10 protein-coding genes and 1 riboswitch are annotated in these 12263 nt (G+C 68.0%); of the genes, 7 read left to right on the forward strand and 3 right to left on the reverse strand.

Annotated elements, in window-relative coordinates; all coding sequences use genetic code 11:
* Positions 1-417: 417 nt before the first annotated feature.
* From ACTOWJ_RS18685 to metX, 3 genes are read right to left on the reverse strand one after another with little or no spacing between them, the layout of a single operon-like run.
* Positions 418-1596: a homoserine dehydrogenase gene (locus tag ACTOWJ_RS18685; protein WP_441336129.1), complete on the reverse strand. Its 1179-nt coding sequence runs from the start codon at positions 1594-1596 to the stop codon at positions 418-420.
* A complete protein-coding gene (locus tag ACTOWJ_RS18690; RefSeq protein ID WP_441336130.1) occupies positions 1593-2804 on the reverse strand; it encodes an O-succinylhomoserine (thiol)-lyase in 1212 nt (403 codons plus the stop codon). The genes ACTOWJ_RS18685 and ACTOWJ_RS18690 overlap by 4 nt, the downstream gene beginning before the upstream one ends.
* Positions 2805-2830: 26 nt before the next feature.
* Positions 2831-3895, reverse strand: a complete 1065-nt coding sequence (gene metX / locus ACTOWJ_RS18695) for a homoserine O-succinyltransferase MetX (RefSeq protein ID WP_441336131.1) — start codon at positions 3893-3895, stop codon at positions 2831-2833.
* Between the two features lie 69 nt (positions 3896-3964).
* Positions 3965-4102, reverse strand: a riboswitch (SAM riboswitch).
* A gap of 155 nt (positions 4103-4257) precedes the next feature.
* Between metX and ACTOWJ_RS18700 the strand changes: the two genes are divergently transcribed.
* The 7 genes from ACTOWJ_RS18700 (at position 4258) to ACTOWJ_RS18730 (ending at position 12202) form a co-directional block, all read left to right on the forward strand.
* Positions 4258-5358, forward strand: coding sequence for a phytase (locus tag ACTOWJ_RS18700; protein WP_441336132.1), 1101 nt, complete (start codon positions 4258-4260; stop codon positions 5356-5358).
* Between the two features lie 52 nt (positions 5359-5410).
* Complete coding sequence (locus ACTOWJ_RS18705) at positions 5411-6346, forward strand: peptidoglycan DD-metalloendopeptidase family protein (protein ID WP_441336133.1); 936 nt, start codon at positions 5411-5413, stop codon at positions 6344-6346.
* A gap of 186 nt (positions 6347-6532) precedes the next feature.
* The gene (locus ACTOWJ_RS18710; protein WP_441336134.1) at positions 6533-8137 is read left to right on the forward strand and encodes a peptide chain release factor 3; all 1605 of its coding nucleotides are present in this window, start codon (positions 6533-6535) and stop codon (positions 8135-8137) included.
* Positions 8137-8640 (forward strand): hypothetical protein, encoded by a 504-nt coding sequence (locus ACTOWJ_RS18715; protein ID WP_441336135.1) that lies wholly within the window; start codon positions 8137-8139, stop codon positions 8638-8640. The genes ACTOWJ_RS18710 and ACTOWJ_RS18715 overlap by 1 nt, the downstream gene beginning before the upstream one ends.
* A 319-nt stretch (positions 8641-8959) precedes the next feature.
* Complete coding sequence (locus ACTOWJ_RS18720) at positions 8960-9193, forward strand: hypothetical protein (RefSeq protein WP_441336136.1); 234 nt, start codon at positions 8960-8962, stop codon at positions 9191-9193.
* 194 nt (positions 9194-9387) lie between these two features.
* Positions 9388-10071 (forward strand): PAQR family membrane homeostasis protein TrhA, encoded by a 684-nt coding sequence (trhA, locus tag ACTOWJ_RS18725; RefSeq protein WP_441336137.1) that lies wholly within the window; start codon positions 9388-9390, stop codon positions 10069-10071.
* 157 nt (positions 10072-10228) lie between these two features.
* Positions 10229-12202: an AsmA family protein gene (locus tag ACTOWJ_RS18730; protein WP_441336138.1), complete on the forward strand. Its 1974-nt coding sequence runs from the start codon at positions 10229-10231 to the stop codon at positions 12200-12202.
* Positions 12203-12263: the final 61 nt, after the last annotated feature.

The raw sequence follows: 12263 nt of genomic DNA on the forward strand, positions 1-12263 counted from the left end.
GGGGCCGGCCGATGGCGACCTGGTTTGTTGGGTTGGAGCTGCGCGAGCTGCGACCGCGGGGCTACGGAAGCCGGCGTGGGTGGCGGGGTGGCGCGGTCGCGGCTCGCGCCGCTCCTACAGGGGACAGCAGATGGCGGCGTGGTTTGTTGGGTAGGAGCTGCGCGAGCTGCGACCGCGGGGCTACGGAAGCCGGCGCGGGTGGCGGAGTGGCGCGGTCGCGGCTTGCGCCGCTCCTACAGGGGGCCGGCCGATGGCGACCTGGTTTGTTGGGTAGGAGCTGCGCGAGCTGCGACCGCGGGGTTACGGAAGCCGGCGCGGGTGGCGGAGTGGCGCGGTCGCGGCTTGCGCCGCTCCTACAGGGGGCGCCGATGGCGGCGTGGTTTGTCGGGTTCGGGCAGGTGATGCGCGTGCCGCGCTTCAACCCACCAGGCGCAGCACGTCGTCGAGCAGCCCCGCCGCGGTGACTTCCGCGCCCGCGCCCGGGCCCTGGATCACCAGCGGCTGCGCGCGATAGCGATCGGACCAGATCGCGACTTTGTTGTCGGTACCGGCACCCCCGGCCAAGGGGTGATCGCCGGGCAAGGATTCCAGCCCGACCTTGGCGCTGACCCGGCCGTCCTCGGCGCGTTCCAGGCGCGCCAGGAAGCGCAGCTTTTCGCCGTTCTTGTAGGCCTGCGCATAGCGCTCGCGCAGTGCGTTGTCGAGCGCCGGCAAGGCGGCGTCGACACTGTCCTTGGACAGGATCGCCAGTTCCGGCGGTACCAGCGAGGCGACCTCGACCTCGCCTGCATCCAGCGCCACGCCGGCGGCGCGCGCAAGGATCAGCAGTTTGCGCCGCACGTCTTCGCCGGACAGATCGTCGCGCGGGTCCGGTTCGGTATAGCCGGCGTCGCGCGCCTGCCGCACCAAGACCGAGAACGGGCGCATGCCGTCGTAGTGATTGAACAGCCAGGCCAGCGAACCCGACAACACGCCGGCGATGGCGTGGATGCGATCGCCGCCGGCCTGCAACTCGCGCAAGCTGCGCAGCAGCGGCAAGCCCGCGCCGACCGTGGCGCTGTCGCCGTAAGCGCTGCCGCCGTGCGCGCAGGCCTCGCGGATCGCGCGCCAACGCGCCAGGCTGGTGCCTTGGCCGATCTTGCACGCGGTGACCACATGGATGCCCTGCGCGAGCCACTGCGCATGGCGTTCGGCGACCGCCTCGCTGGCGGTGGCGTCGATCACCACGCGCGCGCCGCCGTCGCCGAGCGCCCCGGCGACATCGTCGAGCGCGCTGGCGTGCGAGGAGGCGGCCAGCGCGGTGACCGCGTGCTCGGGCACGATGCCGCCCGCGTCGACCGCGGCGCGACGCGAATTGGCCACGTGCACCAGCGACAAGCGTTCGCCCAGCGCGCTGCCGCGCCAGCTCGCCAGCCGCGCGATGACCGCGCCGCCGACCGTGCCGGTGCCGAGCAAGGCGACCCGCACGGCCGCGTTGGCGACCGGCGCGCGCGGCTGCCCACGCGAGGCGAGCGCATGCAGATGGCTTTCGGGCGACGCCGCGGCGATGAATTCGCCGCCCGCGTTGCCGTGCAGGGCGCTGGCCGCGACGTTCATCGTTTGACGCGCGCCGCCGTGGCCACCACCGCGCTCGCGCGGTCCAGCGCGGCCTGCAGATCGGCCAGCAGATCGTCGATGTGCTCGATGCCGACCGACAGACGCAGCAAGCCGTCGCCGATTCCGGCGGCGGCGCGCGCTTCGGGCGACATGGCCGCATGGGTCATGGTCGCCGGATGCGCGACCAGGCTTTCCACGCCGCCCAGCGACTCGGCCAGGGTGAAGCAGGTCAAACCCTCGACGAAGGCGCGCACTGCGTCCACGCCGCCGTCGATCTCGACGCTGAGCATGGCGCCGAAACCCTTCTGCTGGCGCGCGGCCAGCGCATGGCCCGGATGCGATTCCAGGCCCGGGTAATGGACCACGCGCACCGCCGGATGGTTGTCGAGCAACTCGGCGATGGCCTGGGTGTTTTCCTGGTGCACGCGCAGGCGCGCATCGAGCGTGCGCAGGCCGCGCAAGGTCAGGAACGCATCGAACGGCGAGCCGGTCAGGCCCAGCGCGTTGGCCCACCAGGTCAGTTGCTGGTGATGCTCGGCGGTCTTGGCCACCACCGCGCCACCGACCACGTCGCTGTGGCCGTTGATGTACTTGGTGGTCGAATGCACGACCAGGTCCGCGCCGAACGCGATCGGGCGCTGCAGCGCGGGCGACAGGAAGGTGTTGTCGACCACCGTCAGCGCGCCCTTGGCGTGCGCGGCTTCGATCACGAATCGCAGATCGGTGATGCGCAGCAGCGGGTTGGACGGGGTTTCGATCCAGACCACCGCCGGATCGGTCGCCAGCGCTTCGGTCAGCGAACGCGGATCGGTCAGATCGGCGGTGACCAGCTCGAACGCGCCCTTCGCCGCCAGCGCGTTGAACAGACGCCAGCTGCCGCCGTAGCCGTCGTGCGGCACCACGATGCGGTCGCCGGGCTTGAGGAAGGCGTGCAGCACCAGGGTGATGGCCGACATGCCGGTGGAGGTGATCACGCCGCCCGCGCCGCCTTCGAGTTCGGCCAGCGCTTCGCCGAGCAGATCGCGGGTCGGATTGCCGCTGCGGGTGTAATCGTACTGACGCTTCTGGTCGAAGCCGGCGAAGCTGAAGTTGGACGACAGCACGATCGGCGGAGTGACGGCGCCATGCGCGATGTCGCGGTCGATGCCGGCGCGCACGGCGGCGGTACAGGGATTGCGGGTGATGCCGGGGGTCGATTCGATGCTCATGGGGGCCGCTCCGTAGTTATGAATGCTCAGGCGGCCACCGACGTACAGTCGGCCAACGCTTCGCGAAGAATGGTGTCGATCTGGGCTTGTTCTTTCAGGCAGGCGTCGTGGCCGTAGATCGAGCGCAGCACGCGCAGGCGAGTTTCGCCGCGCAGACGCTCGATCAGATCGTAGGACTCGCTCAACGGGATCAGCCGATCCTCGGTGACCGCGACCACGGTGACCGGGACGCAGATCGCGGCCGGGTCGACCTGCTGCAGATCGATCGATTCGGACAGGCGCAAGAACGCGGTCGGCGAGGTGCGCGCGACGTACTTGTTGCCGCAATGGTCGAGGTAGTCCTCGGCAGCGACGCGCACGCGGCCGTCGACCACCTGCGCGGCGCCGAAGCGCTCGGCGAATTCTTCCGGAGTGCGGTAGCTCAGCACCGCCAGTTCGCGCGCCAAGGCCAGGCCCTGGCTTTCGTCGCACTGCAGCGCGCCCAGTGCGACCGCGCGGCGCTGCAGCGCGCGCCAGGCGGCGGCATACGGATGGGCGCGGTGGGTGCCGCTGATCGACACCACCTCGCCGACGCGGTCGGGATGACGCGCGGCGAGTTGCAGGCCGATCATCGCGCCGTAGGAATAACCGACGAAGGCCAGCAGGCGCTCGATCCGCAGCGCGTCGAGCAGCGCGGCGATCGCATCGGCCTGGTCGGTCGGATCGATGGCGATGTCGAGCGAACCGTCGGCGCCGATCCAGTCGAAGGACACCAGGTGGTAACGGGTCGGATCCAGCGAACGGCCGGCGCCGACCTGGCATTCCCACCAACCCTGCTCGCCGAACTCGCGGCTCGGCGACAAATGCTTGTGCGCCGAGATTCCGCCCGCCACGAACACCGCCGGCAGCGAAGCATCGCCCTGGGTTTCATAGCGCAGCGTCAGCGCGCGGCGGCCGGAATGACGCAGTTCGAGCTCGACCCGCACTTCGCCGCGGGTCGCGGCGTGGCGGCCGGCACCGGGACGCTCGAAAGCGATCGGCGCGGCGGCGGCGGAGTAAGAGCCGAAGCTGTCGGCGCGGTCGTAGGCGGCGGTGCTGGGGGCGAAGCTCATGGCGGTCATCCGAAGTGAACGGGGCCACCGAGTTCGCAAGTCGCGCACTCGCATCGCTGCGAGCGTTCGCAACCATCTTCCGACCAACGCCTCGACGCCTCTGATGGGCGCGGGCGGGCCGCAGGAATTGGCACCTTCACGCGGCTTGCGCCGCCTTGGGTTGCCCCGGCTTCAAAGGGCCTGTCCCTCTGCCGGTCTCGATGGATGGGCACAGTCTGCCCAGCGCCGGAGGGCATGTCAATCGCTTCATCCGCATATAGCGATTTATTATTTACCCCGGCCCGGCCCGCGTCGACACGACCTGTGTCACAAAGCGTTTCCGGCCGCCCCGGTTGTCATCGCGCCCGCATACACTTGCCGCGATGAATAGCCGTCTAGTCGCCGCCGCCCTCGCCAGCCTGCTGCTGTCTGCCTGCGTCACCCGCCCGGTCGTGGACACCGCCCCGCGCATCGTCAGCGCCGGTCCTGCGGACCTGCGGGTGGTGCCCGAGCGCTTCGTCTCCAAGCCCAGCCCGCAGGACGAACTGGACTCACTGGCGACTTGGCCGGGCGAGGACGGCTCCACCTGGCTGATCGCCAGCGCCAAGTCGACCCACCAACTGGCGGTCTACGACGCCGACAGCGGCGAACGCCTGCGCAGCATCGGCGAGAAAGGCGCGGCGCTGGCGCAATTCAAGCGTCCCAACGGGCTGGCGGTGTTCGGCGACTATCTGTTCGTGGTCGAACGCGACAACCACCGCGTGCAAGTGCTGCGCCTGCCCGGCTTCACCCCGCTGGCCAGTTTCGGCGAGGCGCAGCTGCGCAGCCCCTACGGCGTGTGGCTCCACGAGGTCGAGCCGGGCGAACTGGAGGCCTACATCACCGACAGCTTCATGTACGGCGACAAGTTCGACCGGGTGCCGCCGCTGGCCGAACTCGACCAACGCGTGCGCCGTTACCGCTTGCGTTTCGACGAAGACGACCGCCTGTCCAGCGAATACCTGGGCGCGTTCGGCGATACCAGCGAGGACGCCGCGCTGCGCATCGTCGAGTCGATTTCCGGCGATGCGGCCAACGACCGCCTGCTGATCGCCGACGAAGACCCGCGCCACCTGTCGACCCTGCGCGAATACACCCTGGCCGGCCGCTACACCGGCCGCCACATGCCCGACCGCAGCTTCCACGCGCAGACCGAGGGCGTGGCACTGTGGAACTGCGCCGGCGGCGCCGGTTATTGGATCGCGGTCGACCAGTTGATGCCGCACACGGTCTTCCACGTGTTCGACCGCGATACCCTGCAGTCGCAGGGCAGTTTCCGCGGCGAAGTCACCGCGCACACCGACGGCATCGTCCTGCACGCTGCCGGGACCAAATCGTTCCCGACCGGCGCGCTGTACGCCGTCAACGACGATCGCTCGGTGGTTTCGTTCGATCTGGGCGATATCGCCCGCGCTTTGCAACTGCAACCGGGCTGTCTGAACTGATTCGTCCCGCCTGCTCTCATTGATCCCGACCCAGCCATTCGCTCATTCCACCATGCCGCGTCCGACTTCCTCCGCCAAACGCCGCATCGCCGCCTGCATCGTCCTGACCGTGCTCGCCGCGCATGCAGTACACGCGGGCAAGCTGTATCGCTGGACCGACAAGAACGGCATTACCCACTACGGCGACCGCGCACCGGCCTCGGCGCCGGCGTCGGAAGTCACCGTGATCCCGTTCCGCGCCGAGCCCGGCGCGATCGCCCGGCTGCGTGTGCAGCAGGACGGCGACCGCTACCTGGCCTGGGCCGACAACACCTTGTCCGGGCCGATCGAAGTGCGGCTGGATTTCACCCACAGCAACAACATCATCGGCAGCCCGCTGCTGCCGGCCAGCGCCACTCTGGCCGCGCGCAGCAGCGCGGTGGTCAGCGTGCTCAGCGCGCAAGACCCCGCGCGCGGCGGCGATTTCGAACTGAGCATGCGCTCGGTGCCGGGCGACCCGAGCGCGCGCCCGCGGAACACCGACTACCTGCTGCCGCTGCAGCAGCAACAGTTCCGCATCGACCAGGGCTACGGCGGTCATTTCAGCCACACCGAGCCCGAGCACCGCTACGCGATCGACTTCGCCGCCGACATCGGCACGCCGGTGCTGGCCGCGCGCGAGGGCACGGTGATGCAGGTCGAATCGGATTTCGACAAGGCCGGATTGAACCTGGAGAAGTTCGGCGACCGCGCCAACTTCGTGCGCATCCTGCACGACGACGGCAGCATGGCCCTGTACGCCCACCTCAAGGACGGCGGGGTGATCGTGCGGGTGGGCCAGCGCGTGCGCGCCGGCCAGCAGATCGGGCTGTCGGGCAACACCGGCTTCAGCACCGGCCCGCATCTGCATTTCGCGATCCAGGTCAACCGCGGCATGCGCCTGGAATCGATCCCCTTCCGGATGACCGGGCCGCAGGGGCCGTTGCGGCTGTCGAGCGGCGCGCGCTAGACCGGCCGAAGCCTTGTAGGAGCGGCGCGAGCCGCGACCGCGGGGCCTCAAGCTCGCGCCGGACGCCGGGATTCGCGGTCGCGGCTCGCGCCGCTCCTACAGGGAGCCCCCGGGCACTGCCTCGGTCCGCGGGTATACTCCCCGCCTCCCCGTTACCTGCCGACGCGCCCCGGGCGCGCCGTTCCCATGTCCGAAGTCTCCCAACAAGCCCTCCGCCGCCGCACCTTCGCGATCATTTCGCACCCCGACGCCGGCAAGACCACGCTGACCGAAAAGCTGTTGCTGTTCGGCGGCGCGATCCAGATGGCCGGCTCGGTCAAGGGCCGCAAGGCCGCTCGCCATGCCACGTCCGACTGGATGGCGCTGGAAAAAGAGCGCGGCATCTCGGTGACCTCCTCGGTGATGCAGTTCCCCTACGAGGACTGCGTGATCAACCTGCTCGACACGCCCGGCCACGCCGACTTCGGCGAGGACACCTACCGCGTGCTGACCGCGGTCGACTCGGCGCTGATGGTCATCGACGTGGCCAAGGGCGTGGAAGAACGCACGATCAAGCTGATGGAAGTCTGCCGCCTGCGCGACACGCCGATCATGACCTTCATCAACAAGCTCGACCGCGAAGGCAAAAGCCCGATCGACCTGCTCGATGAAGTGGAAAGCGTGCTCGGCATCCAGTGCGCGCCGATCACCTGGCCGATCGGCATGGGCCAGCGCCTCAAGGGCGTGGTCCACCTGATCACCGGCGAAGTGCACCTGTACGAACAGGGTCGCAACTTCACCCGCCAGGACTCGACCATCTTCGCCTCGATCGACGATCCCACCCTGGAAGCGCGCATCGGCGCGCCGATGCTGGCCGAATTGCGCGAGGAGTTGGAACTGGTCGAAGGCGCCTCGCATCCCTTCGACAAGGCCAAGTACCTGTCCGGCACGCAGACCCCGGTGTTCTTCGGCTCGGCGGTCAATAACTTCGGCGTGCAACTGCTGCTGGATTTCTTCGTCGAACACGCGCCCTCGCCCAAGCCGCGCGAATCTACCGTGCGCGAGGTCCAGCCGGTCGAAGAAAAGCTCACCGGCTTCGTGTTCAAGATCCAGGCCAACATGGATCCGCAGCACCGCGACCGGGTCGCGTTCATGCGCATCTGCTCGGGCAAGTTCAGCGCCGGCATGAAAGCCTTCCACGCGCGCACGGGCAAGGAAGTCAAACTCGCCAACGCGCTGACCTTCATGGCCAGCGATCGCGAGATCGCCGAAAGCGCGTTCCCCGGCGACGTCATCGGCATCCACAACCACGGCACGATCTCGATCGGCGACAGCTTCAGCGAAGGCGAGAACCTGTCCTTCACCGGCATCCCCAACTTCGCCCCGGAATTGTTCCGCCGCGCGCGCCTGCGCGATCCGCTCAAGCTCAAGCAGTTGCAGAAGGGCCTGGCGCAGTTGTCGGAAGAAGGCGCGACCCAGTTCTTCCGTCCGTTGATGAGCAACGATCTGATCCTCGGCGCGGTCGGCGTGCTGCAGTTCGATGTGGTCGCCTACCGCCTGAAGGACGAGTACGGCGTGGACGCCAGCTTCGAGCAGGTCGGCGTCGCCACCGCACGCTGGATCCGCTGCGCGGACGCGAAGAAGCTCGAAGAATTCCGCGACAAGAACGCGCTGAACCTGTCCGTGGATGCGGCCGGGCAGCTGGTTTATCTGGCCCCGACCCGGGTCAATCTGCAACTGGCGCAGGAACGCGCGCCGGGCGTGGAATTCCTGGCCACGCGCGAACACGCGCATGCGGTGGCGATCGACTGATGTCGCCGCCGGGCCAGGGATGGCTGTCGAGGTGGTGGGCGTACTTGCTGAGCAAGCGCAGCGAAGTCGCCGCGCTCGATTACAAGGACGCCTACATGGGCAAGGTCATCGTCGACATCCATCGCCTGCGCAGCGACAAGGCGCAGGCGATGGCACCGTTGCGGGCTGTGCATCCGATCCATCGCATCGACCGCGAATCGGCGCTGCAGGCGACCCGCGCGCGGGCGCAAGCGCTGATCGCGCGGCGCGAGGAACTGTTGGCGTACGGGCGGCTCGATCTGGCCGCGCTCAACGAAATCATTCCCTCGGTATCGCAGATCAAGGTCGTGCGCGAGGGCGAACGCTGGCTGGCCTTCGAAGGCAACGGACGCCTGTACGCGATGCGCGAAGCCTTCGGCGAAGACTGCGATTTGCTGGTCGAAGTGGAGGAATACCGCTTCGCCAAGCCGCATAAGATCCTGCGGCGGCTACGGCGGATCCGCCGTTTGAACATGCTTGATTGATCGGGCTTGATTGATCGGGCTTGATTGATCGGGCTTGATTGACCGGGCTTGATTGATCGGACTCGAGTGATCGGGATCGAGTGATCCGGCCCGAGCCGATCCGGCCCATCGGCTCGCGGCGAGAACGCTCCGCGGCGAGGCTTGAGCTCCGGCTCGACCATGAAGCCACGCTGCTTCGCCCATCGGCGTTCGAGTCCCTCCCATCAGAACGCATGCCGCATCGCCTCGACCGTCCCGCCGCTGTCGCGCCCATGTTGCGCGGCACCATTGGCTAGGATCGAAGACGCCGGAGGATCCGGCGTCCAAGCGAGGGGGAGTTATGTATTGGTTGGGTGTCGTGCTGTGTTTGATCGGTGGTCTGTGGATCGTCGTCAACGCCTTCCGCAAGAGCATCTGGTGGGGCTTGGGTTCGCTGATCATTCCGCTGGTCGCGTTGGTATTCGCGATCATGAATTTCGCCGAAAACAAGATTCCCTTGGCGATCTATGTAGTCGGCATCGTCTTGCTGATCGTCGGCATGCCGTCGGGAGCGAGTTACGGCGCACCGGCCTAGCCGAGCACGCATCGGGGCGCGCCGCGCGTTCGCCCCGATGCCTCACGCGGGCGAGACGTCCCTTTCGCTAGCGGCCGTCGGCCGCCGCACCCGTGATCCGGGTCGCGAATCGGCATCGATCCGGCCTTAACTGAAGCTGGCCGTTCGCCTGCGCGGCGAGCATCGGCCCCGGACCGCGCTAGGATGCAGGGACCATGACCCTCGCCCATGCCCCCGCTCACGGCGAACATTCGATCCGTGAAGAAATCGCCAACGCCCTGACTCACGGTCTGGGCGCCACCGCCGCCCTGGCCGGCGGCGCGGTGATGATCACCCTGGCCGCGCTGCACGGCGACGCCTGGCAGCTCGGCAGCGCGATCGTGTTCGGCATCAGTCTGCTGCTGCTCTATCTGGCCTCCACGCTGTATCACGCGATCCAGCATCCGGTGGTCAAGGGCCGGCTGAAGGTGTTCGACCACTGTGCGATCTATCTGCTGATCGCCGGCACCTACACCCCTTTTACTTTGATCGGCCTGCGCGGCCCGTGGGGCTGGGGGCTGTTCGCGGCGATCTGGGGCCTGGCCTTCGCCGGAATCGTGTTCAAGCTGTTCTATACCGGCCGCTTCAAACTGCTGTCGACCCTGATCTACATCGCGATGGGCTGGCTGGTGCTGGTCGCGATCAAGCCCCTGCTCAACGCGCTCGACGCCTGGACCCTGGGCTGGCTGCTCGCCGGCGGCATCTGCTACACCTTCGGCACGGTGTTCTATCACCGGCCTTCGCTGAAGTACTCGCACGCGATCTGGCATCTGTTCGTGGTCGCCGGCAGCGTTTGCCATTACATCGCGGTGCTTTCGCAAGTGGTGCCCTCGCCCGCTGGCGCCGTGCCGGCCGCCTGAACGCTGCATCGCGCGTCCACGGCGTATTCACCCTCGCTTTACCGCAGGATGGGGAGGGTGGGGCCAATCTGAGCCAACCGGTTACATCGGCATCGGCCGAACCGCGCCATATCGCGGCGCGCTCCACGCCGCGGCGATCGGCCTTCGTCATCGAACGATGAACACATCTTCCACATCGCCCGCATCCACCCCGCCATCGCCGGCCACGCGCGAAAGCGGCGGGTTTTTCCGTCGCCATCGGTGGTGGAGCGCGCTGGGCGCGATCGCCCTGGCGATCCTCGCGCTGGTGCTGCTGTGGGATTGGAACTGGTTCAAGGGACCGATCGAACGCCAGGTCGAAGCGCGTACCGGCCGACGCCTGGAAATCGCCGGCGACCTCGACGTCGATCTGGGCCGGGTGCCGGTGATCCGCGCCGATGCCCTGAGCTTCGCCAACGCGTCGTGGGCCAAACAGCCGATGATGGCGACCGCGCAACGGCTGGAACTGTCGATCGAGTTCTGGCCCTTGCTCAAGGGCGAGGTCCGCATTCCGCAGATCCGACTGACCCAGCCGCGGGTGAACCTGCAGACCGATCCCTCGCACGGCGGCAACTGGGTGTTCGAACGCGGCGGCGGCGGCGAGTTGCCGAAGTTCCGCAAGATATGGATCGAAGACGGCCGCATGGAATTCCTCGATGCCGCCGGCAAGACCGATATTCGCCTGGCCGTGAACAGCCGTCCGCCGCGCCGCGAGGACGCCGCGCCGCCGGTCGACGTCGAAGGCGGCGGCCGCTGGAAGAACAGCGCCTTCACCCTGCAAGGCCGCGCCGAATCGCCGTTGGAACTGAGCCAGGCGCAACGCCCCTATCGTTTGAACCTTCGCGCCGCGGCCGGCGCCACCCGCGCGCATGCGCGCGGCGAACTGGTCGACCCGTTCCATCTGCGCGACTTCGATCTGCGGTTCGCCTTGGCGGGCAAGAACCTGGCCGACCTGTATCCGCTGATCGGCGTGGCGATTCCGCCGACCCCGCCGTACGCGCTCGACGGTCGCCTGCAGCGCGACGGCGTGCGCTGGAACTACCGCGATTTCACCGGCAAGGTCGGCGACAGCGATCTGTCCGGCGACGCCAGCGTCGACACCGGCGGCGCGCGCCCGTATCTGCGCGCCGATCTGATCTCCAAGCGGCTGGACTTCGACGACCTCGCCGGCTTCATCGGCGCGCCACCGGAAACCGGGCGCGGCGAAACCAGCAATCCCGAGCTGGCCGCGTTGAACGCGCAATTCGACGCCAAGCCACGACTGCTGCCCGATACGCCTTACCGGCTCGACAAACTGCGCGCGATGGACGCCGACGTGAAGCTCAAGGCCGCGCGCATCAACGCGCCCGGCTGGCCGCTGGACGATATGCAGGCGCATCTACTGCTAGAAGACGGCTTGCTCAAACTCGATCCGCTGAACTTCGGTGTCGCCGACGGCGACATCCGCTCGACCATCACCATGGACGCGCGCAATCCGACCATCCGCACCCGCGCCGACATTCAAGCGCGCCGCCTGACGCTGGCCAAGCTGATGCCGACGATCAAACTCGGCCAGGACGCGGTCGGCAAGGTCGGAGGCCGCATCGCCCTGAGCGGCAGCGGCAATTCCATCGCCAAGATGCTCGGCAGCGGTGACGGCAGCGTCGCGGTCGGCATGGGCCAGGGCCAGGTCAGCAATCTGTTGATGGAATTCGCCGGCATCGACCTGGCCGAGATCATCAAATTCAAGCTGACCTCCGACCGCAAGATTCCGATCCGCTGTGCCTTCGGCGACTTCTCCGTGAACGACGGCGTGATGACCGCGCAATCGCTGGCCTTCGATACCAGCGACACGGTGCTGGTCGGCACCGGCACCATCAACCTGCGCGACGAAAAACTCGACATGGTCGTTCGTGCGCGGCCCAAGGACCGCAGCCTGCTGTCGTTGCGCGCGCCGCTGATCGTCACCGGCAGCTTCAAGCAGCCCAACGCGCGGCCGGACTACAAACGTCTGGGATTGCGCGGCGCCGCGGCGATCGCGCTCGGCGCCATCGCCCCGCCCGCGGCCTTGTTGGCGACATTGGAACTGGGGCCGGGCAAGGATGCCGGCTGCGCCGCGCATACGATCAATTGAAGACGACGCAGCTGAACACGACGCAGTGGGCGCGCGCGAATCCGCGCGCGGGCCGGGCCGC

This window comes from Lysobacter sp. CA199 (assembly GCF_052078715.1).
Taxonomy (GTDB): Bacteria; Pseudomonadota; Gammaproteobacteria; order Xanthomonadales; family Xanthomonadaceae; genus Lysobacter.

Bases quoted from the DNA above. Each gene is read 5' to 3' on its own strand.
- ACTOWJ_RS18685 (WP_441336129.1), bottom strand. From the start codon at position 1,596: ATGAACGTCGCGGCCAGCGCCCTGCACGGCAACGCGGGCGGCGAATTC.
- ACTOWJ_RS18690 (WP_441336130.1), bottom strand. From the start codon at position 2,804: ATGAGCATCGAATCGACCCCCGGCATCACCCGCAATCCCTGTACCGCC.
- ACTOWJ_RS18720 (WP_441336136.1), top strand. From the start codon at position 8,960: ATGTATTGGTTGGGTGTCGTGCTGTGTTTGATCGGTGGTCTGTGGATC.
- metX (WP_441336131.1), bottom strand. From the start codon at position 3,895: ATGAGCTTCGCCCCCAGCACCGCCGCCTACGACCGCGCCGACAGCTTC.
- ACTOWJ_RS18705 (WP_441336133.1), top strand. From the start codon at position 5,411: ATGCCGCGTCCGACTTCCTCCGCCAAACGCCGCATCGCCGCCTGCATC.
- ACTOWJ_RS18700 (WP_441336132.1), top strand. From the start codon at position 4,258: ATGAATAGCCGTCTAGTCGCCGCCGCCCTCGCCAGCCTGCTGCTGTCT.
- trhA (WP_441336137.1), top strand. From the start codon at position 9,388: ATGACCCTCGCCCATGCCCCCGCTCACGGCGAACATTCGATCCGTGAA.
- ACTOWJ_RS18710 (WP_441336134.1), top strand. From the start codon at position 6,533: ATGTCCGAAGTCTCCCAACAAGCCCTCCGCCGCCGCACCTTCGCGATC.
- ACTOWJ_RS18715 (WP_441336135.1), top strand. From the start codon at position 8,137: ATGTCGCCGCCGGGCCAGGGATGGCTGTCGAGGTGGTGGGCGTACTTG.
- ACTOWJ_RS18730 (WP_441336138.1), top strand. From the start codon at position 10,229: ATGAACACATCTTCCACATCGCCCGCATCCACCCCGCCATCGCCGGCC.